Source organism: Saccharopolyspora gloriosae (assembly GCF_014203325.1).
GTDB lineage: Bacteria > Actinomycetota > Actinomycetes > Mycobacteriales > Pseudonocardiaceae > Saccharopolyspora_C > Saccharopolyspora_C gloriosae.
Genome location: NZ_JACHIV010000001.1, coordinates 13,874 through 37,794, shown reverse-complemented (window position 1 = coordinate 37,794; position 23,921 = coordinate 13,874). Strand labels below are relative to the sequence as shown.

Here is a 23,921-nt window from a genome sequence, read left to right as displayed (position 1 = left end):
GGTCCGGCATCACGAACGGTCCGGCATCACGAACCCGGTGAGCGGCGGGATTCGGCGAACCCGCGGCCGAGAAGCCGCGGAACCCGCCGAATTCGACGCCCGGAACCCGTCATGCCGCGGGTTCCGCCGCGACCTTCTGCACTTCCGGAAGCAGTTCGCTCTCGAGCATTTCCGTGAGGAAAACAGCGGCCACCCGATGTTGCCGATCCAGAATGATGGTGGACGGCACCGCGCTTCGCGGATAGTTCTTCAGCGCCAGCAGCGAACGACCCGACGGATCGAAAATCGACGGGTACGTCAAACCGCGATCCCGATGGAAATCCGTCGCCGCCGAGCGGCTGTCGCGCACATCGATGCCCAGCACTTGAACGCCCTGCGGGCCCGTCTTGTCCTGGACGGCCTGCAGATCGTCGGCTTCCGCGCGGCACGGACCGCACCAGGAGCCCCAGAGGTTCACGACCACGACCTGGCCCTGGAAGTCCTCCAGGCCGATCCGCTCGCCCTCCTTCAGCAGGCTGTCGCCGTGCAGCCCGGTCAGGCGCTGCCGCTCGCCCTCCGGGTAGAAGATGCGGGTCTGCCCGCCCGGTGAGACGAACGTGAACTCGCTGCCCTGCTCCACGGCGTCCGTGCCCGCGGTGGCGCAGCCACCGATCAGGCTCAGCGCGGCCACCGACAGCGCGGCCCTGGTCAGCAGCCGTCTCATGCCCCGGTCACCCGCGGATCGGTCTCACCGGCCGGTTCGACGTAGGCGACGCGCACCAGCTGCTCGTCCCGGAAGACCAGGCTGGTCAGCGAGGCCAGCGAGCACTGCCTGCTGCGCGGGTCGTGCCACATCCGCTTGCCCTCGACGAACCGGCGCAACGTCCAGATCGGCAGCTGGTGGGACACGCACACCGCTTCGTGGCCCTCCGCCGCCGCACGCGCGCGCTGCGCGGCGGCGAACATGCGGTGCGCGATCTCCACGTACGGCTCGCCCCAGGACGGCAGGAACGGGTTGCGCAGCTTCGACCAGTGCTGCGGCGAGCGCAGCGCCCCGTCGCCCACCGACACCCGCAGGCCCTCGAACTTGTTCGCCGACTCGATCAGCCGGTCGTCGGTGGCCACGTCCAGTCCGAAGGTGCCGCCGATCGGCGCGGCGGTCTCCTGGGCCCGCTGCAGCGGGGAGGCCACCACGTGGCGCACGTCCCGGCCCGCCAGGAACTCGGCGACCAGCTTCGCCTGCGCCGCGCCCTGGTCCGAGAGCCGGTAACCGGGCAGCCGCCCGTAGAGGATTCCGTCCGGGTTGAACACCTCGCCGTGGCGCAGGAAGTGCACGACCGTCTTCGTGCCGCTCATGCCGTGGGCTCCTCAGCCGCCGCGGCGGCCCGCGCCGCGTGCGGCGCCGCCTCCGCGATCCGTTCGAAGGCGGCGTCGTCCATCGCCGCGTTGACGAACCAGGACTCGAACGCGCTCGGCGGCGGGTAGACGCCGCGGTCCAGGAAGGCGTTGAAGAACGCCGGGAAGCGCCACGCCTGCTGGGCCTGGGCCTGGGCGAAGTTCGTCACCGGGGACTCGGTGAAGAAGACGCTGATCAGGTTGCCCGCGAACGCCACCTGGTGCGGCACGCCGGCCTCGGTCAGCGCGGCGCCGAGCAGGTCGCCGAGGCGGGCCGCGTTGCGGTCCAGCGCCGCGTACGCGTCCGCGTCCGCCGCGCGCAGGTTCGCGAGCCCGGCGGCGACCGCGACGGGGTTCCCGGCCAAGGTGCCCGCCTGGTACACCGGCCCGGAGGGCGCGAGCAGCTCCATCACGTCGGCGCGACCGCCGAACGCGGCGGCGGGCAGGCCGCCGGACATGACCTTGCCGAAGGTGTAGAGGTCCCCGGCGACGCCGTCGAGGCCGAACCAGCCCGCGGCGGAGACGCGGAACCCGGTCATCACCTCGTCCATGATCAGCAGCGATCCGGCGGAGCGGGTGATCTCGCGCAGCGCGGCGTTGAAACCGGGCTGCGGGGCGACCGCGCCCATGTTGCCCGCCGCCGCTTCGGTGATCACGCAGGCGATCTCGTCGCCGAACTCGGCGAAGGCCGCGCGGACCGCGTCGATGTCGTTGTAGGGCAGCACCACGGTGTCCGCGGCCTGCGCGCCGGTCACCCCGGGGCTCGTCGGCAGGCCCAGCGTGACCACGCCGGATCCGGCGCCGGCCAGCAGCGAATCGACGTGCCCGTGGTAGCAGCCGGCGAACTTGACGATCTTCGTGCGACCGGTGAAGGCGCGGGCGAGGCGCACCGCGCTCATCGTCGCCTCGGTGCCCGAGTTGACCAGCCGGACCTGCTGCACCGGCTCCACCCGGCGGATGATCTCCGCCGCGAGGTCGATCTCACCGATACCCGGCGTCCCGAAGGACAGGCCGTCGACGGCCGCCTCCCGCACGGCCCGCACCACGTCCGGGTGCGCGTGGCCGTTGACCATCGGGCCCCAGGACGAGACGAGGTCCACGTACTCGGTGCCGTCGGCGTCCCACAGGTAGGCGCCCTCGGCGCGCACCATGAACCGCGGCGTGCCGCCGACGGATTTGAATGCCCGCACCGGGGAGTTGACGCCGCCCGGCGTCACGGCGAGCGCTCGGTCGAACAGCTCCGCCGACCGAGCAGTGGCGTTCGGACTCGTGTTGCCAGGAGTTTCGGCTGTCACGCCACCAGTCTGACAGGCCGTCCGCAGTGACCGGTCCCACCCTCGCCGGGGCGGCGCGGTACGTCGCGCACCCGTCAGGCTGCGGAATCCCGGCGCGGGCGACGGCGGACCGCCCAGGCGAGCATCAGCTGGCGGACGGCGTCCACGAACAGCACGGCCGCCAAGGTCGGGGCCGCGATGCCGAGCGCGGCCCAGTCGCCGAAGATCCGCGTCGAGCGCACCGGGACGCCGGTCGCGCCGGACACCTCCACTGCGAGCTGCGCGCGGCCCCAGCACCACCAGGCCAGCACGACCAGGGCCGCGACGAGCACGAGTTCGGCCGCCGCCACCGCCGCCCGCCACGGCTGGGCGAGTCCGGCGCGGGGTTCGGCCGCGTCCGCGGTGTTCTCGCTGAGCATCGGCCCGTCAGCGGACCACGGTTCCGGGAACGTCACCGGAGCAGCGTCTCACGCATCCCGCCCGCACCGGTCGCACGGCCACCCGGAACGATCAGCTCTCCGGCAGCAGGGGGCGGAGCCGGTCGATCAGCGTCGCCGGGTCCTTCGCCCAGGCCAGCACGACCTTGTCGTCGGATAACCGCAGCGGGATCTCGCCGGTGCCCTTCGGCGTGGTGAAGCCGCCGCCGAGCACCCGCGCCCCCAGCGGCGCCCCGACGTCGGTGATCGACGCGATCCGGGCCAGCTCGACGTCCTCGCGGCCCACGGTCAGCACCGACGGCGTCAGCCGCACCGCCAGCGCCCGCCGCCGGGCGTGGACCCACAGCACCGCCGCCCCGGCGAGCACGCCCGCCAGCAGGACCCACACCGCCAGGTTCACGCCGCCCGCGGGCGTGACCAGCTCGACGATCAACCCGACCAGCGCGAAACCGGGCCCCCACAGCACCGGCCACCAGGTCGAGCCGGGCTCGGCGTAGAGCACCGGTCCGGTCTCGGCTTCATCCATGCTCGCCGGTCACCCATTTCGTACTGGACGTCGTCCAACTGAACCAGGCCGCGGCGCCGCCGAGGGCCAGCACGATCAGGTTGGCCGCGGAGAACGAGAATCCGCCGAGCACGATCACGAGCTGGACCGCGAACAACGCGCAGACCCCGATCCTGGCCCACGGCCTGCGCTTGCGGAGCAGCACCCCCGCCGCGACGTAACCGGCGGCGAAGACCACGGCCAGGGCGGTGTTGAGCAGCAGCCGGTCCAGCGTCACGGTCCCCGCCTGGTCGGGGGCGGCGACGTGGTGGGCGACGAGCTGGCGCTCCAACTCCTCGCGGTCCGCCCAGGAGAACACCGTCTGCACGAGCAGGAACGCGGCCAGCGCGGCCCACAACCCGATCGCCGCCTGCAACGAGCGGGGCGGTTCGGTCGATTCGATCAACGCGGGAACCTCGACGCCTGGAAGTACCGGTTCGACGCGGGCAGGTGCACGAGCACCAGGAACGCCGCCATCGCCAGCAGGCCCACGGCGCTCTGCGCGTAGCCGAGAGCGACGATGCCCGCAGGGGTCGGGGTGTCCGCGGCGAGCGCGCCGGTCAGCCCCGGCTCACCGGTGATCAGCCCGCCCACCGAGTACAGCGCCCAGAACGCGGCGAACACGGTGAGCACCACCCGCGCCCAGGTGCGCCCGGCCCGCAGCTTGAACCCGAACGTGATCCACAGCGCGGTCAGCACGACCTCGAACACGACGACGAACAGGAAGACCGCGAAGGAGATGCCCGCCATCAGGCCGACGACCTCCTGGTTCAGCGCCGGATCTCCGCTGTCCGAGCCGACCGTGCCGATCAGGAAGCTCTGCGTGAGCATCGAGTTCACCGCGTAGAGCACGGTGACCAGCAGCGGAACCACGATCGCGATCCAGAACGCGCATTCGACCGCGACCGGCCGCGCGGGCTCCGCGAAGTCGTATCCGGACTGCGGGAACCCGCCGGGCGCAGGCCCGTAGGGCGTCGCGCCGGGTGGCGGGGCCGACGGGTACGGCGGCGGAGGTCCGGCCTGCTGCCAGGGGTCGTGCGGTGACGTCACCCCAGAACAGTAGAAATCCGGCAAGTCCGCTGTCCACCGGCTCCGGGAAAACGAACCCCTCCGCGAGGCGCGGCACTCATCCGTGGCCGCTGAAGTGGTCCCGGGTGGAGGCCACGTGCATGCACACCATCGTCGCCACCAGGGCCACGGCCTGCACGACCTCCAGCGAGGTCAGCAGCTGGCCGGGCGATCGGGTGCCCACCAGCGACAGCAGCGTCGACACCGCCCACACGAACGCGACGGTGGTCAGCGTCACCCGCGCCCAGCTCCGGCCGCGCCCCATGAACAGCACCAGCAGGCCCCACACCGCCGCCAGCAGCGCGTAGAGCGCGATCAGCCCGGTGGTCACGCCGTAGTACACGCCGCTGATGTCGCCGTCGTTCGGCAGGAACGCGTCGGCCTCCCCCATCGCTTGCACGATCAGGTCGTCGGTGGTGGCCAGCCGGGCGCCGAGCATCACGAACGCGATCACCACGTCGGCGACGCCGAGCGCGCAGGCGATGGTCACCGCGCGGGGCCGCCCCGCCGGTGACGGCTCGACCCACACCTGCCCGGGAGAACCGGTGAACGCGACCGGCCCCGTCGCGGGCGGCGGGGCGGCGGCCCGCGGGGCGGCGCTCTCCGGAGCGCGCGGCGAGCGCGGAGCACCGGTGAGCCTGCCACCGGAGACCTGCGCGTCCGGAAGCCGGTACTCGCCGTCGCGGGAACCGTGCGGCTCCCCCGCGGCGGAACCGGGTTGCGGCGAGCGGATTTCCGGATCTTGCGAGGCTGTCACACCATCGAGGTTAGATCACGCGGTGCCACCGCCGCCGCCACGAACGGTCCGGACGCGGGGAAACAGCCGATTCAGCGGAGGAAGGATCCGCCCGGCGCCCCGGCGGACCGCGGCGGCCGGGGCCGCTTGGCTTCGCTGAAGAACCGGTTCGACTCCGGCAGGAACATCAGCACCAGGGCCGCCACTTCGACCGCCGTCACCAGCACGCCGAAGACCAGGTCCGAGGGCTCGACGCGCACCTGGGTCAGCCGCATCAGCTCCGCCTGCCCCAGCTGCGACATCAGCACGAGCGAGCCCAGCGTCCCGAACGCGCCGAAGCCACCGAACACGGTCAGCACGACCCGCGCCCAGTTCCGGCCCTGCGTCATCCGCGTGGACAGCGACACGTACAGCGCCAGCAACGCCAGCAGGTACAGCAGGTTGAACGTGATCAGCCCGTTGATCTCGTCGTCGAGCTGCGTCTGCGACAGGTCCGGCAGCGCCGCCCGCAGGTCGGTCGACAACTGCCGCCGGTCGCTGAGCTGCACGTAGGCCCGGACCAGGCCGAGCAGCGCGGCGGCGATCCACAGCCACCGCGCCACGTTGAGCAGGCGCGGCAACGGCGGCCGGTCCGCCGCCGGGTCGGAACCCGGACCGCCGACGCGGTCGGGGTGCTGCGGCGCCGTCACCTGATCCCCAAGCTCTCCCGGTACCACTGGGCGGCCTCGGTCGCCCAGTAGGTCAGCACGATGTCCGCGCCGGCCCGGCGGATCGACGTCAACGTCTCCTGCACGGTGCGGCGGCGGTCCAGCCAGCCGCGCGCCACGGCGGCCTCGATCATCGAGTACTCGCCGGACACCTGGTAGGCGGCGACGGGCACGTCGGACAGGCTCGCCACGTCCCGCAGCACGTCCAGGTAGGACATCGCGGGCTTCACCATCACCATGTCCGCGCCTTCGGCGAGGTCCAGGTCCGCTTCGCGCAGGCCTTCCCGGCCGTTGCCCGGATCCTGCTGGTAGGTGTTGCGGTCCCCGGTCAGCTGCGAGTCGACGGCCTCCCGGAACGGGCCGAAGAACGCGGAGGCGTACTTCGCGGAGTAGGCGAGGATCGAGGTGTCCTCGAACCCGGTCACGTCCAGCGATTCCCGGATCACGCCGACCTGGCCGTCCATCATCCCGCTCGGCGAGATCACGTGGGCGCCCGCGTCGGCCTGCGCCACCGCCATCTCGGCGTAGACCTGCAGGGTGCGGTCGTTGTCCACGGCGCCGTCCTCGTCGAGCACGCCGCAGTGGCCGTGGTCGGTGAACTCGTCGAGGCAGGTGTCGGCCATCAGCACCGTCGCGTCCCCGACCTCGGCTGCCACGTCGCGCAGGCCCGCGTTGAGGATGCCGTCGGGGTCCACGGCGCCCGATCCCGTCGCATCGTGCTCGGCGGGCACGCCGAACAGCATCAGCCCGCCGACGCCCGCGGCGACCGCTTCGGAGGCGGCGCGGCGCAGCGAGTCGCGGCTGTGGTGGAACACGCCCGGCATGGAGGTGATCTCGACCGGTTCGGTCAGGCCCTCCCGCACGAACATCGGCAGCACCAGGTGCCGCGGCTCCAGGCTCGTTTCGGAGACCAGCCTGCGCACGGCGGCGGTGCGGCGCAGCCTGCGCGGGCGGTGCGACGGGTACATCGGCGAGCTCCCTCGCGGCGATGAGCGGCGACCGCGGGCGGCCACCCGCTCGGATTGATCTTCGTTCGGGCACCCGCGCAGGGTGTCCGTTTCCTCCCCCTCGGTGAGCCTGCCAGGGCGGAGGACGACGGTGGCCCGGACCCCGTCGTGAACGAGATCCGGGCCACTCGGCTCAGCTGCGGCGCGCCCGCTTCGCCTTCTTCGGCGGCGGCAGCGCGCCCTCGGCGCGGAGCCGGGCCGCGTGCTCGGCCAGCGCGTCGACCAGCGCGGGGACCTGCGCCAGTTCCGGCTGCACGTCCACCCGCAGGCCGAACTCCTTGGCCGTCTCGGCCGTGTTCGGGCCGATGCAGGCGACCAGGGTCCGCGCGTGCGGCTTGCCCGCGATGCCGACCAGGTTCCGCACGGTCGACGAGGAGGTGAAGCACACCGCGTCGAACCCGCCGGTCTTGATCATCTCGCGGGTCTCGGCCGGCGGCGGCGCGGCCCGGACGGTCCGGTAGGCCGTGACGTCGTCGATCTCCCAGCCGCGTTCCCGCAGTCCGGCGGCCAGCGTCTCGGTGGCGATGTCCGCCCGCGGCAGCAGCACCCGGTCCACCGGGTCCAGGATGTCGTCGTGCGGCGGGAAGTCCTGCAGCAGGCCCTCGCTGGACTGGTCGCCCGAGGGCAGCAGCTCCGGCGTGATGCCGAACGAGCGCACCTTCTCCGCGGTGGACTCGCCGACGCAGGCGATCTTCACACCGGAGAACGCGCGGGCGTCCAGCCCGAACTCGCGGAACTTCTCCCATACGGCGCGCACCGCGTTGGTCGAGGTGAACACGACCCACTGGTAGCGGCCGTCGACCAGGCCCTTGACCGCGCGCTCCATCTGCGCGGGGCTGCGCGGCGGCTCCACCGAGATCGTCGGCACCTCGTGCGAGACGGCGCCGTGCGACCAGAGCCGCTCGCTCATCGAACCGGCCTGCTCCTTGGTGCGCGGCACCAGGATCTTCCAGCCGTACAGCGCGCGGGACTCCCACCAGGACAGCCCGGACCGCTCCGCGGTGACCGAACCGATCGTCACCACCAGCTGGCCCTGCAGCTCGCCCGCGTCGGCGGGCAGCGAGGCCAGCGTCGTGTCGATCGTGCGCTGCGAGACGGTGGTGCCCGAGGAGGTCACGGCGACCGGCGTCTGCGCGGTCAGCCCGTGCTCCATCAGCGCCGAAGCGGCCTCGGCGAGGTGGCTGCCGGTCGTGTGCAGCACCAGCGAACCCGGTGCGGTCGCCAGCGCCGCCCAGTTCACCTCGCCGCGCACGTCGACCTCGGTGTGACCGGCGCCGAGCGCGACGCCCGCGTAGGCGGGCACCGCGCTGCCCGGCGAGACACCGGGCACCACGTCGAACGCCGCACCGGTCTGGGCGACCTCGCGGACCTCCCGGACCACGGCGTCCACCGTCAGCGGGTCACCGGCGACGAGCCGGACCACCGAGCGGCCGGTACCGGCCTCGTCGGCCAGGTTCTGCGCGACCTCCGCGGGTTCCCCCACGGCGGGCCGCACCTCGGCACCGTCGGCGGCCAGCGCGACGACGTCGGCGGGCACATCTGGATCGGTCACCACCAGCGAAGCTGCGGTGAGCAAGTATCTCGCCCGAACGGTGAGCAGTCCCGCATCACCGGGGCCGGAGCCCACGAATGCGATCCGTCCTGGGCTCTTGCGTGTCATCAGGGCACTCCCCATCAACTACTACCGGGACCGCTGAGCAAAGCGTCCCTGGCATCGAGCAGCTCGGCGGCCAAGGCCAGGCCCAACTGCTCTGCGGCGGTCGTCTCACCAGTGGCGGAGGCGCGCACCAAACGATTCTCGTCGGTCGCCATGACCCCGCGAACGGACAGCCGCTGTGCCACGCTGCCGTCCTCGTCGAGGTCCTCCACCACCTCGGCCAGCGCGCCGATCGGCGCACTGCAGCCTGCCTCCAGCGCTGCCAACATGGCGCGCTCGGCGGCCACCGCGACGCGGCTGGCCTGGTCATCCAGAACGGACTGGAGCAGGTGCTCGGTGTCCACGTCGTCGACGCGGCATTCCACAGCCAGCGCACCCTGAGCGGGCGCGGGCAGCATCTGGAGTGGATCGAGCGATTCCGTGATCACCGCGAGCCGGCCGACTCTGGCCAGCCCGGCGCGTGCGAGCACGACGGCGTCCAACTCACCGTCGGTCACCTTGCGCAGGCGGGTGTCCACGTTGCCGCGGATGCCGCGCACTTCCAGACCGAGGCCCAAGGCCTCCAGCTGGCTGGCGCGACGCGGCGAACCGGTTCCCACGAGGGATCCCGGAGGCAGTTCACCGAGCGTCAGACCGTCCCGCGCCACCAGCGCGTCCCGCGGGTCCTCCCGGACCGGGACGGCGGCCAGCGAGAGCCGGGGGTCTTGTTCGGTCGGCAGATCTTTGTAGGAGTGCACGGCGACGTCCACCTCGCCATCGGCGAGGGCTTCGCGCAGCGCGGAGGTGAAAACGCCGACACCGATCTCGGCGATCGGCGCCATCGAGCGGTCGCCCGGCGTCGACACCTCGACGAGTTGGGTCGGGTAGCCCGCCGCCTCCAGCTGCTCGGCGACCATGCCGCTCTGGGCCATCGCGAGCGCGCTACCGCGGGTGCCGATGCGCAGCGTCTTGTTCACCGGTCCTCACCATCCTGTTCAGCAGGCTCTTGGCCGTGCGCGTCCCGCAGCAACGCCTGCGCGGACCGCGCGCCGGTCACCGGCACGTCCTCCGCGGAGCGGGGCGTGCGGATCGCGGTCGGCGCCTGCGGGTCCAATTCGAAGAGTTCCCGCAGCGCCTCGGCGTAACCGGAGCCGCCGGGAACGGCGGCCAGTTCCTTCACCCGCACCGTCGGGGAGTGCAGCAGCTTGTCCACCACGCGGCGCACCGTGCGGGAGAGCTCGTCGCGCACCGCGCCGTCGAGCTCGGGCAGCCGGGAGTCCAGCCGCAGGAGTTCGGAGTCGACGACCTCGGCGGCGCGCTTGCGCAGCGCCGTGATCGTCGGGGTGACCTCGGCGGAGCGCTGCGAAGCCAGGTATCCGCGCAGCTCGTCGGCGACGATCGCCGCGGCGCGCTCGGATTCGCTGCCACCGCGCTGCGCGGTCAGGCGGGCCTGCAACGTCTCCAGGTCGACCACGGCCACGCCGGGCAGCTCCGCCACCTCGGGCGCGGTGTCGCGCGGCAGGCCGAGGTCGCAGAACAGCAGCGGCTGCCCGGTGTCCGGCCGGTCCCGCAGGGCCTCGGCGACGACGTCCCGGGTGACGACGGCTCCGACCGCTCCGGTGCAGGTCACGACGAGGTCGGCGGCGGCGATCGCGGAGCTCAGCCCGGTCAGCTCGACGGTGCTCGACTCGATCCCCTCGGCGCGCAGCGACTCGGCGAGCCGGGCGCCGTTGGCGGCGGTGCGGTTCGCGATCGCGACGGAACCGATCCCGGCACGGCGCAGCTGGGCGGCCGCTAATCCGCCCATGGAGCCCGCCCCGACCAGCAGCGCGCGCCGACCGGCCACGCCGCCCAGCACCGCTTCGGCGTCGGACAGCGCCTCCGACACGACGGAGGCACCGGCGGCGTCGATCTCGGTCTCGGCGTGCACCCGCTTGCCGACGCGCAACGCCTGCTGCGCCAGCTCGTGCAGGGTGCGCCCCACGGTCCCGGCCTGGTCGGCGACGCCGTAGGCCTGCCGCAGCTGCCCGAGGATCTGCGCCTCGCCCACGACCATCGAGTCCAGCCCCGCCGCGACGGAGAACAGGTGCTCGACGGCCGCACCGGCGTAGTGCACGTAGAAGTGGTCGGCGAGCTCCGCCACCTCGGCACCGGCCTGCCTGGCCAGCACCTCGGTCACGTCGCCCAGCCCGCCGTGGAAGGTCTCGGCGACCGCGTACACCTCGACGCGGTTGCAGGTGGAGACCAGGAAGACCTCGCTGATGTGCGGGCGGTCGAGCAGCTCGCCGAGGATCTTGTCGACGTCGTCCGCGCCGATCGCGACCCTCTCCAGCACCCGTACCGGGGCACTCCGGTGGGAGAGCCCGACGGTGAGCAGGTTCACGGCCGAACCACCATCCCGTCCACATCACCGCGCTCCAGCGCGGACTTCGAGTTCCCGTTGCCGTTCACCCGGTCGCCCGGCGGGCCGGCGTCGGTGCCCCCGGCGATGCCGGGCACCACCGCCGCCTCCTGATTGCGGCGGGCGACGTGGAACGACAAGATCTGCATCTCGACCGCCAGGTCGACCTTGCGGACCTCGACGTGCTCGGGGACCCGCAGGACGACCGGGGCGAAGTTCAGGATGCACACGACGCCGCCTTCGACGAGGCGGTCGCAGACCTCCTGCGCCCCTTCGGCCGGGGTCGCGATGACGCCGATGGTCACTTCCCGATCGCGGCAGACGTCGACGATGTCGTCGACGGCGCTGACCGGGATGCCGCCGACCGGCACGTCCAGCAGGTCCGGGTCGAGGTCGAACAGCGCGGCCACCGGGAAGCCGCGGTTGAGGAAGCCGCCGTAGTTGGCGAGCGCGTGCCCCAGGTTGCCGATGCCGACGACGGCGACGCGGTGCTTCTTGGTCAGCCCCAGCGTCCGCTCGATCTGCCCGATCAGCACCGAGACCTCGTAGCCCACGCCGCGCGTGCCGTAGGAGCCGATGTAGGACAGGTCCTTGCGCAGCTTCGCGGAGTTCACCCCGGCGAAGGCGGCGAGTTCCTCGCTGGACACGGTGGTGGTGCCGCGCTCGTCGAGGCCGGACAGCACCCGCAGGTACACCGCCAGGCGGGCGACGGCCGCCTCTGGAATGGCCCGCGCCCGCTCGCGTGCGGCGGGGACCGCGATCGATTCGGGTGACCCGGACGGGACGTTCGCCGGCTGCCCGGCCGCGTCCCGCTCGCCCTCTCCGTGGGCCGTCACTGGCTCTCCCTTGACCTGCCTTGGTGATGCTCGTCCGCCGCGCTCGCTGATCGAGCGGCGCACCGGCGTGAACCAGGGTGCGAACCGCTGACCTCGATGACACGGCTCAGAGACCACCGTAGCCATTTGTGAAGACAGGCACAAAGTCCGTGCGCGACCGCCTCAGCGACCGCACGACCACCCTGCACCATGATGTCGGATGCGCCCCTCGCGAACCAAAACGACTGGTCAGAGGGACGCCTTGGCAGGCATCCGGCTCCGGTTGACGATCAGCGCGAGGCTGGCGGTGATCGTGCGGCCGACGGCTCGGTGCGAAACGACACACCCGGCGCGACGCCCCGCGCTCCAGGCGTTTCGCGGCCGAGCACCCCGGCCGGGCCGCGAAACGCGCGCCGCCAGGGCCGAACGGGCGAAACGGGCTCGGCGGTCTTCGGCCGTCCTGCCGCCGCCTGACGCGGTCAGCGGGTCAGCGCCGCGCGGAGGCGGTCGGGCTCGACCTTCCAGTACCCGTGCTCGACACCGTCGACGAGGATCACCGGCACCCGGTCGCCGTACTCCGCGCGCTGCTCGGGGTCGGCGTCCACGTCCTCGGTCGACCAGGGCACGCCCAGCTCGCCGCACACCTCGCGCACCTCTGCGAGCGCCACGTCGCACAGGTGGCACCGCTCGCGCACCAGCAACGTGACCGCGCGCCCCGTTCCCGCGGACTCCGGCACTTCCGACCTCCTCGACCAGACCTCACCTCAAGGTACCGACCTCCCGGGGCCGGGATTCCCGGCCGGGAACCAGGCTGACCCCGGAGCCTGTCTTTGATCTTGTCGTTCCGGGTGCGCGGGGTTGCTGGTCGTGTCCTGCCAGCGAGGAAGCCGCTGAGGTTCCGCCGAGCGACCCACAGCTCAAGCCGAGATCAAAGACAGGAGCTCACGGCGCGGGCGAGCGGAGGGTCCGGCGGGCGATCTTCCCGGTGGGCGAGTGCGGCAGCGCGCTCGCGAACACGACCTCGCCGGGGACCTTGAACTTCGCCAGCCGGGCGGCGCAGTGCGCGCGCACCTGCTCCGGAGTCGGCTCGGCACCGGGTTCGGCGACCACGACGGCCTTGATCGCCTCGCCCTGCGCCTCGTCCGGCACGCCGACCACCGCCGACTCGCGCACCCCGGCGAGCTCGGCCAGCACCACCTCGACCTCCCTCGGGTACACGTTGAACCCGTTCACGATGATCAGGTCGGTGGCCCGGTCCACCAGGTGCAGATCGCCGTCGGCGTCGAAGTAGCCGACGTCGCCGGTGCGGAACCAGCCCTCGTCGTCCGGCCCGTGCGCGGCGTCCGGCCAGTAGCCGCGGAACAGGTTCTCGCCGCGCACCGCGACCCGGCCGGTGTCCCCGTCGGCCTCGTCCATCGGCGAACCGTCGGCGTCGACCAGCCGCACCTGCACGCCCGGCAGCGCGCGACCCACCGATCCGGGCTTGGCCCGCTCACCGGCGAGCGTCGTGGTCACCACCGGCCCGGTCTCGGTGAGCCCGTAGCCCTCGAACACGTCCAGCCCCGTCGCCGAGCGCACCGCCGCGGCCACGTCGGCGCCCAGCGGGGCGGCGCCGGAGGTCAGCAGCCGAACCGTGGACATGCCCTCGCGCAGCCGGTCCGGCGGCGTGCGCAACCACGCCCGGTACATCGGCGGCACCCCCACGACGCAGGTCACCCGGTGCCGCGCGATCGTCGCCAGCGACTCGTCGGCATCGAAGTGCGGCAGCAGCACGGCGGTGGCTCCCACGGCCGCGACCTGCAACATGCCGGGCCCGAGGCCGAACGCGTGGTACATCGGCAGCGCCAGCAGCACCCGGTCGGCGGCGTTGACCGGCATCGGGCGCAGCCGCGCGCACTGGCGCACGTTCGCCAGCAGCGCGGAGTGCGGCAGCATCGCGCCGCGCGCGGGTCCCGAGGTGCCGGAGGTGTAGCAGAGCACGGCGAGGTCGGCGGTGACCTGCGGCAGCGCGAGATCGGTCCGCTCGGTTCCCGTCGGCGGATCCAGCCTGGCGACGCCGAAGTCCTCCTCCGGGGCCGAGTCGTCACCGCGCACGGTGATCAGCAGCCGGGCTCCGCTGTCGTCGATCACCCGGCGCAGTTCCGGGCCGGGAGCGGTCGGCGGCAGCGGGACGGCGGTCGCACCGATCCGGAACACCGCGAACAGCGCGACGCAGAACTCGAACCCCGTCGACAGCGCCAGCGCCACCCGGTCACCGGGCCGCACGCCCTCGTCCAGCAACCGCCGGCCGAAACCGGTGACGGCGGCGTCGAGTTCGGACCAGTTCATCTCGTGACCGGCGATGTCGATGAGCGCGGGGTGGTCGGGCCCGCGCTCGGCGGCGGCCCGCACGAGATCCGCCAGGTTCACATCGGGGTTCGCGGCACCGGACCCGCCGGTGACCCGGGGTGGGCACGCATCGGTCGACATGGGCGTACCTCCATCGCCGTGCCTGCGGAGCCGTTCGCGGCGCCCCCGCAGTGTCGCAAAGGGTGTTCGACATCACCCAACCGTGCGGTGGGGCGCTGAGGCAACCGCGATGAATCCGAGACCCCGAAGCACTACCTACTTATGAGTAACAACACGTATGCTCCGGCGACGCAGACCGAATCATCACGTTGCACCAGACCAGCACGCCCCCGGTGACCCGCAGGCCACAGCGCCACCACAGCCGGGTCACCACCACGGCAGGAGGTCGGTCGAGACAATGCTCACCAGCACGTTGCCCGCCCCGGTCCACTCGGCCCACCACCGGCACGCGCACCTCCCGGACCGCCCGCCCGGCCGGGCCGCCCAGCAGCACCAGCAGGCACCGCGGCGGCACCCCGAACCCGCCGAGCGGCGGCCGGAGGCCGAACCGGCGACGACGCAGCCCGCGGCCGAACCCGCGCCGGGCGAGAACTGGCGGCACGTCAGCGCCGCCCAGAACGGCGACGCCGACGCCTTCGGCAAGCTCTACGACGAGTACGCGCACGTGGTCTACCGCTACGTGCTGTTCCGCGTCAGCGACCACTGCCTCGCCGAGGACATCACCAGCGAGACCTTCCTGCGCGCGCTGCGCCGGATCGCGACCGTCAGCTACCAGGGCCGCGACGTCGCCGCCTGGTTCATCACCATCGCCAAGAACCTCGTCCTGGACCACGTGAAGTCCAGCCGCGCCCGCCTCGAAGTGCCCATCCCCGAGCTCACCGACGCCCAGCACCGGCCGCAGGCCCAGTGCGGCCCGGAACAGCACGTGCTCGACGCCGCCACCCAGCAGGAACTGCTGCGCTGCGTCCGGCAGCTCAACCCCGACCAGCGCGAATGCATCAAGCTGCGGTTCATGCAGGGCCTGTCGGTGACCGAGACGGCGCAGCGCATGCACCGCGGCGAAGGCGCCATCAAAGCCCTGCAGCACCGCGCCGTGCGGCGGCTGGCCCAGCTGCTGCCCGACGATGTGCGCTGAGCCCCGCGATCACGATCATGTTCCGTCCCGGCCCGTCGGCGTGGACCGCGCCAACGGGCCGAGAGGGAGCCTCTAAGCTGGAAGCCTGCTGAACCGGGTCGGCACCACTGGAAACGGCCCGCTCAGCGCCCTGGGGATCCAGGACCGACCCGAGCAAGGACTCATCCAGCCGGAGCAAGACCGGGAGGCGCGGCGGTGCCGACAAGCAGGGACCCAGGCCACGACGGCCCAGAGCACCACGTCCCTGAACACGACGTGCCCGGCACCCCGGCCGAACCGGACCCGGCGGACGCGTCGTTCGACAGCGCGAAGGTGGCCGGCCGGGCCTCCGCCGAGGCGGCCGTGGCCGGCGCCGAACCCGGCGGCTCGCTCACCGCACCGCCCGACCTGACAGCGGCGGCCTTCTTCGACGTGGACAACACGATGATGATGGGCGCCTCGCTGTTCCACTTCGCCCGCGGCATGGCGGCGCGCAAGTTCTTCACCGCCTCCGACCTGGCCGGATTCGCCTGGCAGCAGCTGAAGTTCCGCGTCGGCGGCCGGGAGAACGCCGACGACGTGCAGGCCAGCCGCGAGCAGGCGCTGTCGTTCGTGGCCGGGCGCAAGGTCGCCGAACTCGTCGAGCTCAGCGAGGAGATCTACGACGAGCTGATGTCCGACCGGATCTGGGCGGGCACCCGCGCGCTCGCGCAGATGCACCTCGACGCCGGGCAGCGGGTGTGGCTGGTGACCGCCACCCCCGTGGAACTGGCGCAGATCATCGCCCGCAGGCTCGGCCTGACCGGGGCGCTGGGCACCGTCGCCGGGCACGCCGACGGCCTCTACACCGGCAGGCTCGTCGGCGAGATGCTGCACGGCCGGGCGAAGGCGCACGCCGTGCGCGCGCTCGCCGCCAGCGAAGGCCTCGACCTGCGCCGCTGCACGGCCTACTCGGACTCGGCCAACGACGTGCCGATGCTCTCGGCCGTGGGCACGGCGGTGGCGGTGAACCCGGACCAGCGGCTGCGCGACATCGCGCGCTCCCGCGGCTGGGAGATCCGCGACTTCCGCACCGGCCGCAAAGCCGCCCGCATCGGCGCCCAGTCCATGCTCGGCGCGAGCGCCGTCGCGGGTGCGATCGCCGCGGGCCTCGCCTACCGTCGCCGCGACCGCTCCTGAGCTCCTAGCCGAGGAAGACGTTCTGCCGCTGGGACAGCAGCCGGTAGAGGGTCTGCTGGATGATCTCGCGGACCTGGTCGCTGAGGCTGAACACGACCATGGGGTCGTCCGCGGCGCCCTCGTCGAAGTGCGCCGTCTCGACCGGCTCGCCGAACTCGATGTACCACTTCGACGGCAGCGGAACCATGCCCAGCGGCCCGAAGTGCGGGAACAGCGGGGTCACCGGGAAGTACGGCACGCCCAGCAGCCTGGCCAGCGGACGGATGTCGGCGAGCTTCGGGTAGATCTCCTCCGCGCCGACGATCGAGCAGGGAACGATCGGCGCGCCGGTGCGCATCGCGGCCGAGACGAACCCGCCGCGGCCGAACCGCTGCAGCTTGTACCGGTCCCGGTAGGGCTTGCCGATGCCCTTGAAGCCCTCCGGCCACACGCCCACCAGTTCACCGGCCCGCAGCAGCCGTTCCGCGTCGGGATTGCAGGCGAGGGTGTGCCCGGCCTTGCGCGCGATGGAGCTGACCATCGGCAGCCGGAACACGAGGTCCGCGCCGAGCATCCGCAGGTGCCTGCCCGGATCGTGGTGGTCGCGCAGCGCCACCGTCGTCATCAGCGCGTCCAGCGGCAACGTCCCGGAGTGGTTCGCGACCACCAGCGCCCCCGACTCGGGGACGTTCTCCAAGCCGGTGGCCTCCACCCGGAACCACTTCTCATACAGCGGTCGCAGCGGCGGCACCACGAGGTGGTCGGTGAGGTCCTCGTCGAAGCCGAACTCGTCGACCTTGTAGTCGCCGAGCAGCCTGCGGCGGGCGAAGGCCAGCGCGTCGGCCACCGCGTCCTCCCAGCCCCCGGCACCGTCCTCCGGCGCGGGGACGGACTCCGGCATCGGTGCCGCGCCGCGCCGCGCGCCACCTCCGGTCCGCTGATCCGCCGGGTGCAGCGGGATCACTCGGGCGTCCGCCATCTGGCCTCCCATCACCGCAGTCGGGCGAGCAGGTCACCGACGCCGCGTTCCCACGCCGTGACGCGGTCGGGGTCGATCACCGGGTGCAGGTCGCGTCCGCGCACGAAGTCGTCGAACGCTTGCTGCGTGGTCCAGCGCGGGGTGAACCCGAAGCGCTCGCGCAGCTTCGTGGTGTCCACGACCCGGCCGAAGTTCAGGAACCGCATCTGCTCCGGGGAGAAGTCGACGAGCCGCGCGCCCCGGAAGAACCGGCTCATCGCGGGCACGCCGAGCCGCGGCACGGGGACGGCCACCCGCCCGGCGCGCCGGATCGCCTGGGACAGCATCAGCACGCCGTCGCCGCCCGCGTTGAACACGCCGGGCAGGGCGTGGGTCGTCGCCTTCTCCAGCACGGCCAGCGCGTCCTCGGAGTGCAGCAGCTGCATCCGGGCGTCGTAGCCGAGCACCGTCGGCACCAGCGGCAGCGCGAAGTAGCGGGTGAGGTCCGCGTCGATGCGCGGCCCGATGAGGTGGGTGAAGCGCAGCGTCGTGATGTCCACGTCCGGGCGCCGCCTGCCGAACCCGCGCACGTAGCCCTCGATCTCCCCGGCGTCCTTGGCGTAGCCGGACGACGGCAGGTCCTTGGGCTCCATGTCCTCCGAGAACACGGCGGGGTCGCGGGGGCTGGCGCCGTAGACGGCCGTCGTCGACTTGATCACCATCCGGCGCAGCTCCGGCGCCTTCTGGCAGGCCGCCAGCAGCTGCATGGTGCCGATGACGTTGATCTCCTTCATCGCCGCGCGCCCCTCGGGCCCGGACTGGGAGTTGACGGCGGCGTGCACCACGGTGTCCACGTTCGCGCCGGCGATCACCTTGGAGATCAGCGGGTTGCGGATGTCGGCGCGCACGAACTCGGTGCGGCCCATCCGGCGGCGCAGGTCGGGCCGCGGGGGCGCGGTGTCCACGCCCAGCACGCGCTCGATGTCGGGGTTCGCGGCGAGCCGCGCGGCGAGGTGCCCGCCCAGGAAGCTGCTGACACCCGTCACGAGGACGACGTTCGGCACCATGGTTCTCCCCGAGAGTCCGGCCGGAGGGTGATCGCTTGCATTCGCGCGCCGACGACGGGCGGCGGCCGCGAAGCACGAGCTCCGTTCACGATGCTACCCAGCCCGGGCGGTGGCCCCGGTTACGTGCGAGGAAACGCGGCGGGATCCTCGTGCACCCCACCAGCGGCCCCCGGCCCGGGCAACCGGAACCGGCCCGGACCACCTGGACAGGGGTGCCAAAGCAACCGCCGCCGACCCGAGTGGCCGGCGGCGGCGAAGGCGCGAGACCCGAGACTCTGGTCTCGCACCGCGCGGGCGGAGCCGGAGTCCGGCAGTTCCCTTACTTGCCCAACTTACGACGCTGGACGCGGGTCCTGCGCAGAAGCTTGCGGTGCTTCTTCTTGGACATGCGCTTGCGGCGCTTCTTGATGACCGAGCCCATGCGGAATCCTTCGCTGTCGGCGTTGGTACGAATGTCATTTCGTGCCGGTGCTGCCCCGTGGCGCACCGCCGGTGAGCGCACCGGCATCAAGCACGACCGATGCCGCAGCCTACCCGCCCACCGGTGCACCCCTGACGACGTGGTCCTCCCCAGCGGCCCGGCGGCCTCCGGACGGGCGGTGCTGCGTCCGGAGGCGGACGGCGATTTTCCCGCTATGACGCCGGAACGCGGCCCTCAGCCCGCGTTGTAGTAGGCGTTCTCCAGATAGGCGTGCACGTCGTTCTCCGCAACGCGAAACGATCGTCCCACCCGCGCGGCTGGGAGATCACCGGCGTGCACGAGCCGGTAGACGGTCATCTTCGACACCCGCATCAACCTGGCCACTTCGGCCACGGTGAGGAACTGCACCTGCCCGACGTGCGGGGGTGCTTGCTGGGTGGGTTCCGAGTTCGCAGACATGCTTCACCGAGTCCTTCGACACGTGACGCGCCGTCGGCTTCCCCTCCGACGGACTCCACACGCACGTGCTCTGTCGAGAGTAGCGGGACGCCTGGGAATCCTGCGATGCACGAACGTCCCGGTTTCAGGAGTTTCCGCCTGTCAGGACGCCTGCACCACATCTCGAAACCCCCCGAAGAAGCCAACCCGGCCTGCGGGGTCCGCCGTCAGTCGTGGGCGCTGCCCAGCTCGACGGAACGGTCCCTGGCGGCTTCGATCGCGTCGATGAGGGCCGCCCGCACGCCGTGCTTCTCCAGCTCCCGGATGCCGGCGATGGTGGTGCCCGCGGGCGAGGTCACGGCCTCGCGCAGGATCACCGGGTGCCCCTCCGAGCCGTCGCGGAGCATGGTCGCCGCCCCCACGGCGGACTGCACGATCAGGTCGGCCGCGGTGGCGCGCGGGATGCCCAGCAGGATGCCCGCGTCGATCATGGCCTCGACCAGGTAGAAGAAGTAGGCGGGACCGGAACCCGACAGCGCGGTCACCGCGTCCTGCTGCGACTCGGGGACCCGCACGACCTGGCCGACGCTGCTGAGCAGGTCCTCCACCAGCGCCAAGTGCTTCTCGTCTGCGTGCGAACCGGCCGAGATGGCGCTCATCGCCTCGCCGACCACCATCGGCGTGTTCGGCATCACCCGGACCACCGGGGTGCCCGCGGCGAGGCGGCGCTCGTAGAGCTTCGTCGGCAGCCCCGCGCACAGCGACACGACCAGCGTGCTCGGCTCCAGCAGCGGCGCCACCCCGTCCAGCAGCGGCTCGATGTCCTGCGGCTTGACCGCGACGATCAGCACGTCGGCGCGCCGCACCGCGGCGTCGATCTCCACGTGCTCGATGCCGTACTTGTCGGTGAGTTCGGCGGCCCGCTCCGGGTGGCGTTCGGTGAACAGCAGGTCGGCCGGGTTCCGACCGGCGTGCAGCAGCCCCGACAGCAGGGATTCACCGATCTTGCCCGCGCCCAGTACGGCAATGGAGTTCATGCGAATCAGGGTGCCAGAACGTCCCGTTCGGACCCTCCCCAGGCGTCACCTGCGCGGTTAGTGTGTCCGCAGCCACGACACCGCCGTTGATGGAGCGCCCGAGCGCGCGGACTTGGAGGTCCGATCCCGATGCTGAGCACGATGCACGACGGCCCGCTGTCGATCGCCAGGATTCTGGAACACGGCAGCACCACCCACGGAGCCTCGGAGGTGGTCACCTGGACCGGGGAACAGGCCCGCCGCCGCAGCTACGCCGAGGTCGGCCGCCGCGCGGCTCAGCTCGCCCACGGGCTCCGCGAGCTGGGCGTCACCGGGGACCAGCGGGTCGCCACGTTCATGTGGAACAACGCCGAGCACCTGGAGATCTACCTGGCCGCCCCGTCGATGGGCGCGGTGCTGCACACCCTCAACATCCGCTTGTTCCCCGAGCAGATCAGCTACATCGCCGATCACGCCGAGGACCACGTGGTCGTCGTCGACGAGAGCCTGCTCCCGCTGTTCCAGAAGATCCTCCCGTCGCTGAGCACCGTGCGGCACGTGATCGTCAACGGCGACCCGTCGTCGCTGCAGGCCCCCGAGGGCGTGCAGGTGCACGACTACGAGCAGCTGCTGCGCGGGCGCCAGGAGACCTTCGACTGGCCCGAGCTGGACGAACGCAGCGCGGCGGCGATGTGCTACACCTCCGGCACCACCGGCAACCCGAAGGGCGTCGTCTACTCGCACCGCTCCATCTGGCTGCACTCGATGCAGGTGTGCATGTCGGACGGGATGGCGCTGGCGCAGGCGGACCGCGGGCTGGCCGTCGTGCCGATGTTCCACGCGATGTCCTGGGGCATGCCGTACGCGGCGATGATGGCGGGCGCGTCGCTGATCATGCCGGACCGGTTCCTGCAGCCGGAGCCGCTGGTCCGGATGATCACCTCGCTGCACCCCACGATGGCCGCGGCCGTGCCGACGATCTGGCAGGGCGTGCTGGGCCACCTCGACCAGGACCCGCAGGACATCTCCTCGCTGCGCGAGGTCGTGGTGGGCGGCTCGGCGTGCCCGCCGTCGCTGATGCGGACCTTCCAGGAGCGCTACGGCATCCCCGTGCTGCACGCGTGGGGCATGACCGAGACCTCGCCGCTGGGCAGCGTCGCCCGGCCACCGGGCTCGGCGACCGGCGAGCAGCAGTGGCCGTACCGGGAGTCGCAGGGCCGGTTGTCCTCGGCCGTGCAGGCGCGGCTCATCGACGACGACGGCAACGAACTGCCGTGGGACGGCAAGAGCGTCGGCGAGCTGGAGGTGCGCGGCCCGTGGGTCGCGTCGTCCTACTACAACAACGACGACCCCGAGAAGTTCCGCGACGGCTGGCTGCGCACCGAGGACGTGGGCACCCTGTCGGCCGACGGGTTCCTGCGGCTCACCGACCGCGCCAAGGACGTGATCAAGTCCGGCGGGGAGTGGATCTCGTCGGTGGAGCTGGAGAACCACCTCGTGGCGCACCCCGCCGTCGCCGAGGCGATGGTCGTGGGCGTGCCGGACGCGAAGTGGGACGAGCGACCGCTGGCCGCAGTGGTGCTGCACGAAGGCGCGCAGGCGGACGCGGCGGAACTGCGCGAATTCCTGCTCGGCAGGGTCGCGAAGTGGCAGCTGCCGGAGCACTGGACCTTCATCGACGAAGCGCCGAAGACCAGCGTCGGCAAGTACGACAAGAAACGACTCCGCAAACAACACGCCGACGGGGATCTTGACGTCGAGCAGGCGTAGTGATGGCGGGTCGTTCTGCTCGGGTGGTCGGGTAGCGGAACCTCAGTCGGTCTCTCGCTGCGGGATCTTTTTCCCAAGTGGCTCCGCCACGAGGGAAAAGCCGTCCTCGCGAGAGACCGACTGAGAACCCGCCGATGAGCGGCTTTTGGACGTGGGCTATTCGCTTCGCGAATCCAGGCACGGCTACGCCGCGGGGCACGGCCTTCGGCCGCGAGGCAGGCGTGGCTTCGCCCGCCCACTGCACGGCTACGCCGCAAAGGCACGGCCTTCGGCCGCGAGGCAAGCGTCGCTTCGCCCGCCGGAGGCACGGCTTCGCCGCTGGCGCGGGCTTCGGTCTTGGAGCGGGCCGGTTTCGCCGGGCTAGGCGTGGCCTTCGGCTAGGTGGTGGGTGTGGGTTCGCGGCGTCGGCACGATCATTGAGCGGCCGCGTGTGCGGAGGGGATCACTCCGCGGGGGTCTCGTCGGGTTCGTCGGTGGGGGCGTTGTCGGTGATGGACTTCTCCTTGCCGCGTTCGGCGTTGGAGAAGGTGCCCTGCACGTCGGCGAGGTGCTCGGTCACCAGGTGCGCCAGGTGCAGCGAGCGGTCGTAGGCGGCGCCCTGCACCGTCGGCTGGGCCGCCGAGGCCCACTTCTCCTGCGCCCCGCACAGGTTGCACACCTGTCCGCCGCCCGAGTGCTTGAAGTCGAGCTGGATGGGGTGGATGCGCACGGTCGGCACGGCTGGTCTCCCTACGGTCGGCGGTCGTTCGGCCGGAGTCGCCACCCTAACCCCGGCCGCCGCCCGGAACGGGCAGGCCGCGCACGGCCCGCCCGCGTCCTCACTTCGCGCTCAGCGCCAGCTGCCGCGCCTGGCAGACCAGGCGGCCGGTGGAGTCGATGACGAGGGTGTCCTCGTCGAACCACGGGCCGTGCACAGCCTTGGACTCCACCACGAGCCGGAACCAGCCGTTCGCCGGCCGAGCCCGCAGCAGCGCCGTGAGCTGCACCGTCGGCGACCACCCGAAGCGGCCCAGGTTGAACGTGACGGGCATCGTCAGGTCCCCGGCGATCAGCCCGAACAGCAGGTCCGGCTGCCCCTGGTGCGGGCGCGCCCACATCCGCAGCCGCAGCGGTTCGCTGGTGCTGCCGCGCAGGAAACCGGCCCCGCGCGGATCGAGCCGCATGTCGCAGGCCCGCGCGAGCCCGTTCGGCCCGCCCGCATCGGAGCTGCCGAGGTCGACCGCGTCCGGCGGTGGGTTCACCGGCATGTCCGGCAGGTCCGACCAGGTGGGCGGCTCGTCCGGGATCTCGCCGAGGGTGATGGTGGCGTCCACGCACACCTGCCCGGCCTGCTCCAGCACCGCGCGCACGACGGTGACGGTCCGGCCCGCCTTGAGGCGTTCGGTGCGCAGCAGCACCGGCCCCACCTTCGGTGAGCGCAAGTACTGGGCGCTGACCGACAGCGGGTCCAGCGAGGTCTCGCCGACGGCGGCGCGGCTGAGCAGCGCGAGCAGGTAGCCGCCGTGCGGGCGGTCGCCGACCGCCCAGTCCTGGTGCAGATCGGCGACGAAGGTGCCGTCGCCCAGCGGGCGCACGGCGAGGGTGTCGAGGAAGGGGGTGTCGTTCACGCGCGACCCGCGCAGTGCCGGCGT

At 72.2% G+C, this 23,921-nt stretch carries 26 protein-coding genes; 3 read left to right on the top strand and 23 right to left on the bottom strand.

Features of this window, described 5'->3' with window-relative positions:
- Positions 1 to 109 precede the first annotated feature (109 nt).
- The 16 genes from BJ969_RS00195 to BJ969_RS00120 all read right to left on the bottom strand — a co-directional run bounded on the left by BJ969_RS00195 (position 110) and on the right by BJ969_RS00120 (position 14,468).
- The gene (locus BJ969_RS00195) at positions 110 to 703 is read right to left on the bottom strand and encodes a TlpA family protein disulfide reductase (protein ID WP_184476025.1); all 594 of its coding nucleotides are present in this window, start codon (positions 701 to 703) and stop codon (positions 110 to 112) included.
- Positions 700 to 1,335 carry a histidine phosphatase family protein gene (locus BJ969_RS00190; protein ID WP_184476023.1) on the bottom strand — a complete coding sequence of 212 codons (636 nt, stop codon included), beginning with the start codon at positions 1,333 to 1,335 and terminating at the stop codon, positions 700 to 702. Before BJ969_RS00190 ends, BJ969_RS00195 begins: the two co-directional genes overlap by 4 nt.
- Positions 1,332 to 2,669 (bottom strand): glutamate-1-semialdehyde 2,1-aminomutase, encoded by a 1,338-nt coding sequence (hemL, locus tag BJ969_RS00185; protein WP_184476021.1) that lies wholly within the window; start codon positions 2,667 to 2,669, stop codon positions 1,332 to 1,334. The genes BJ969_RS00190 and hemL overlap by 4 nt, the downstream gene beginning before the upstream one ends.
- Before the next feature lie 74 nt (positions 2,670 to 2,743).
- Positions 2,744 to 3,103 (bottom strand): hypothetical protein, encoded by a 360-nt coding sequence (locus BJ969_RS00180; protein WP_184476019.1) that lies wholly within the window; start codon positions 3,101 to 3,103, stop codon positions 2,744 to 2,746.
- A 55-nt stretch (positions 3,104 to 3,158) separates the two neighbouring features.
- Positions 3,159 to 3,611 carry a hypothetical protein gene (locus tag BJ969_RS00175; protein WP_184476017.1) on the bottom strand — a complete coding sequence of 151 codons (453 nt, stop codon included), beginning with the start codon at positions 3,609 to 3,611 and terminating at the stop codon, positions 3,159 to 3,161.
- Complete coding sequence (locus BJ969_RS00170; protein WP_184476015.1) at positions 3,604 to 4,035, bottom strand: hypothetical protein; 432 nt, start codon at positions 4,033 to 4,035, stop codon at positions 3,604 to 3,606. The genes BJ969_RS00175 and BJ969_RS00170 overlap by 8 nt, the downstream gene beginning before the upstream one ends.
- The gene (locus BJ969_RS00165; protein WP_184476013.1) at positions 4,032 to 4,679 is read right to left on the bottom strand and encodes a hypothetical protein; all 648 of its coding nucleotides are present in this window, start codon (positions 4,677 to 4,679) and stop codon (positions 4,032 to 4,034) included. The genes BJ969_RS00170 and BJ969_RS00165 overlap by 4 nt, the downstream gene beginning before the upstream one ends.
- Positions 4,680 to 4,755: 76 nt before the next feature.
- Positions 4,756 to 5,454, bottom strand: coding sequence for a hypothetical protein (locus BJ969_RS00160; protein WP_184476011.1), 699 nt, complete (start codon positions 5,452 to 5,454; stop codon positions 4,756 to 4,758).
- A 71-nt stretch (positions 5,455 to 5,525) separates the two neighbouring features.
- Positions 5,526 to 6,122 carry a hypothetical protein gene (locus BJ969_RS00155; protein ID WP_184476009.1) on the bottom strand — a complete coding sequence of 199 codons (597 nt, stop codon included), beginning with the start codon at positions 6,120 to 6,122 and terminating at the stop codon, positions 5,526 to 5,528.
- Positions 6,119 to 7,108, bottom strand: a complete 990-nt coding sequence (hemB, locus tag BJ969_RS00150; RefSeq protein ID WP_184476007.1) for a porphobilinogen synthase — start codon at positions 7,106 to 7,108, stop codon at positions 6,119 to 6,121. The genes BJ969_RS00155 and hemB overlap by 4 nt, the downstream gene beginning before the upstream one ends.
- Positions 7,109 to 7,280: 172 nt before the next feature.
- Positions 7,281 to 8,822 carry a bifunctional uroporphyrinogen-III C-methyltransferase/uroporphyrinogen-III synthase gene (locus BJ969_RS00145; protein ID WP_425503507.1) on the bottom strand — a complete coding sequence of 514 codons (1,542 nt, stop codon included), beginning with the start codon at positions 8,820 to 8,822 and terminating at the stop codon, positions 7,281 to 7,283.
- Complete coding sequence (hemC, locus tag BJ969_RS00140; protein ID WP_184476003.1) at positions 8,822 to 9,760, bottom strand: hydroxymethylbilane synthase; 939 nt, start codon at positions 9,758 to 9,760, stop codon at positions 8,822 to 8,824. The genes BJ969_RS00145 and hemC overlap by 1 nt, the downstream gene beginning before the upstream one ends.
- The gene (locus BJ969_RS00135) at positions 9,757 to 11,166 is read right to left on the bottom strand and encodes a glutamyl-tRNA reductase (protein ID WP_184476001.1); all 1,410 of its coding nucleotides are present in this window, start codon (positions 11,164 to 11,166) and stop codon (positions 9,757 to 9,759) included. The genes hemC and BJ969_RS00135 overlap by 4 nt, the downstream gene beginning before the upstream one ends.
- Positions 11,163 to 12,020, bottom strand: a complete 858-nt coding sequence (locus tag BJ969_RS00130) for a redox-sensing transcriptional repressor Rex (protein ID WP_184475999.1) — start codon at positions 12,018 to 12,020, stop codon at positions 11,163 to 11,165. The genes BJ969_RS00135 and BJ969_RS00130 overlap by 4 nt, the downstream gene beginning before the upstream one ends.
- A gap of 458 nt (positions 12,021 to 12,478) precedes the next feature.
- The gene (locus tag BJ969_RS00125) at positions 12,479 to 12,736 is read right to left on the bottom strand and encodes a glutaredoxin family protein (protein ID WP_184475997.1); all 258 of its coding nucleotides are present in this window, start codon (positions 12,734 to 12,736) and stop codon (positions 12,479 to 12,481) included.
- A 205-nt stretch (positions 12,737 to 12,941) separates the two neighbouring features.
- Complete coding sequence (locus BJ969_RS00120; RefSeq protein ID WP_184475995.1) at positions 12,942 to 14,468, bottom strand: class I adenylate-forming enzyme family protein; 1,527 nt, start codon at positions 14,466 to 14,468, stop codon at positions 12,942 to 12,944.
- Positions 14,469 to 14,745: 277 nt separating this feature from the next.
- Here BJ969_RS00120 and BJ969_RS00115 point away from each other — a divergent pair, with 277 nt between their 5' ends.
- The gene (locus BJ969_RS00115) at positions 14,746 to 15,483 is read left to right on the top strand and encodes a sigma-70 family RNA polymerase sigma factor (RefSeq protein ID WP_184475993.1); all 738 of its coding nucleotides are present in this window, start codon (positions 14,746 to 14,748) and stop codon (positions 15,481 to 15,483) included.
- Positions 15,484 to 15,738: 255 nt separating this feature from the next.
- The gene (locus BJ969_RS00110; RefSeq protein ID WP_184484552.1) at positions 15,739 to 16,641 is read left to right on the top strand and encodes an HAD-IB family hydrolase; all 903 of its coding nucleotides are present in this window, start codon (positions 15,739 to 15,741) and stop codon (positions 16,639 to 16,641) included.
- Between the two features lie 4 nt (positions 16,642 to 16,645).
- On the opposite strand, the gene BJ969_RS00105 is transcribed toward BJ969_RS00110, so the two are convergent.
- The 5 genes from BJ969_RS00105 to proC all read right to left on the bottom strand — a co-directional run bounded on the left by BJ969_RS00105 (position 16,646) and on the right by proC (position 20,541).
- A complete protein-coding gene (locus tag BJ969_RS00105) occupies positions 16,646 to 17,599 on the bottom strand; it encodes a lysophospholipid acyltransferase family protein (RefSeq protein WP_184475991.1) in 954 nt (317 codons plus the stop codon).
- 11 nt (positions 17,600 to 17,610) lie between these two features.
- Positions 17,611 to 18,645, bottom strand: a complete 1,035-nt coding sequence (locus BJ969_RS00100; protein WP_184475989.1) for an NAD-dependent epimerase/dehydratase family protein — start codon at positions 18,643 to 18,645, stop codon at positions 17,611 to 17,613.
- 319 nt (positions 18,646 to 18,964) lie between these two features.
- Positions 18,965 to 19,066: a 30S ribosomal protein bS22 gene (locus BJ969_RS00095; RefSeq protein WP_003402602.1), complete on the bottom strand. Its 102-nt coding sequence runs from the start codon at positions 19,064 to 19,066 to the stop codon at positions 18,965 to 18,967.
- A gap of 234 nt (positions 19,067 to 19,300) precedes the next feature.
- Positions 19,301 to 19,525 (bottom strand): helix-turn-helix domain-containing protein, encoded by a 225-nt coding sequence (locus BJ969_RS00090; RefSeq protein WP_184475987.1) that lies wholly within the window; start codon positions 19,523 to 19,525, stop codon positions 19,301 to 19,303.
- Positions 19,526 to 19,731: 206 nt separating this feature from the next.
- On the bottom strand, positions 19,732 to 20,541 hold the full coding sequence (gene proC / locus BJ969_RS00085) for a pyrroline-5-carboxylate reductase (RefSeq protein ID WP_184475985.1): 810 nt from the start codon (positions 20,539 to 20,541) through the stop codon (positions 19,732 to 19,734).
- Between the two features lie 129 nt (positions 20,542 to 20,670).
- Here proC and BJ969_RS00080 point away from each other — a divergent pair, with 129 nt between their 5' ends.
- Positions 20,671 to 22,290, top strand: coding sequence for a long-chain fatty acid--CoA ligase (locus BJ969_RS00080; RefSeq protein WP_184475983.1), 1,620 nt, complete (start codon positions 20,671 to 20,673; stop codon positions 22,288 to 22,290).
- 442 nt (positions 22,291 to 22,732) lie between these two features.
- On the opposite strand, the gene BJ969_RS00075 is transcribed toward BJ969_RS00080, so the two are convergent.
- Both BJ969_RS00075 and BJ969_RS00070 read right to left on the bottom strand, forming a co-directional pair.
- Positions 22,733 to 23,008 carry a hypothetical protein gene (locus BJ969_RS00075; protein WP_184475981.1) on the bottom strand — a complete coding sequence of 92 codons (276 nt, stop codon included), beginning with the start codon at positions 23,006 to 23,008 and terminating at the stop codon, positions 22,733 to 22,735.
- 100 nt (positions 23,009 to 23,108) lie between these two features.
- Positions 23,109 to 23,897, bottom strand: coding sequence for a thioesterase family protein (locus BJ969_RS00070; RefSeq protein WP_343071152.1), 789 nt, complete (start codon positions 23,895 to 23,897; stop codon positions 23,109 to 23,111).
- Positions 23,898 to 23,921 lie beyond the last annotated feature (24 nt).

Bases quoted from the DNA above. Each gene is read 5' to 3' on its own strand.
- BJ969_RS00090 (WP_184475987.1), bottom strand. From the start codon at position 19,525: ATGTCTGCGAACTCGGAACCCACCCAGCAAGCACCCCCGCACGTCGGG.
- BJ969_RS00120 (WP_184475995.1), bottom strand. From the start codon at position 14,468: ATGTCGACCGATGCGTGCCCACCCCGGGTCACCGGCGGGTCCGGTGCC.
- BJ969_RS00095 (WP_003402602.1), bottom strand. From the start codon at position 19,066: ATGGGCTCGGTCATCAAGAAGCGCCGCAAGCGCATGTCCAAGAAGAAG.
- BJ969_RS00175 (WP_184476017.1), bottom strand. From the start codon at position 3,611: ATGGATGAAGCCGAGACCGGACCGGTGCTCTACGCCGAGCCCGGCTCG.
- proC (WP_184475985.1), bottom strand. From the start codon at position 20,541: ATGAACTCCATTGCCGTACTGGGCGCGGGCAAGATCGGTGAATCCCTG.
- hemB (WP_184476007.1), bottom strand. From the start codon at position 7,108: ATGTACCCGTCGCACCGCCCGCGCAGGCTGCGCCGCACCGCCGCCGTG.
- BJ969_RS00100 (WP_184475989.1), bottom strand. From the start codon at position 18,645: ATGGTGCCGAACGTCGTCCTCGTGACGGGTGTCAGCAGCTTCCTGGGC.
- BJ969_RS00195 (WP_184476025.1), bottom strand. From the start codon at position 703: ATGAGACGGCTGCTGACCAGGGCCGCGCTGTCGGTGGCCGCGCTGAGC.
- BJ969_RS00190 (WP_184476023.1), bottom strand. From the start codon at position 1,335: ATGAGCGGCACGAAGACGGTCGTGCACTTCCTGCGCCACGGCGAGGTG.
- BJ969_RS00115 (WP_184475993.1), top strand. From the start codon at position 14,746: ATGCTCACCAGCACGTTGCCCGCCCCGGTCCACTCGGCCCACCACCGG.
- BJ969_RS00145 (WP_425503507.1), bottom strand. From the start codon at position 8,822: ATGGGGAGTGCCCTGATGACACGCAAGAGCCCAGGACGGATCGCATTC.
- BJ969_RS00105 (WP_184475991.1), bottom strand. From the start codon at position 17,599: ATGGCGGACGCCCGAGTGATCCCGCTGCACCCGGCGGATCAGCGGACC.
- BJ969_RS00080 (WP_184475983.1), top strand. From the start codon at position 20,671: ATGCTGAGCACGATGCACGACGGCCCGCTGTCGATCGCCAGGATTCTG.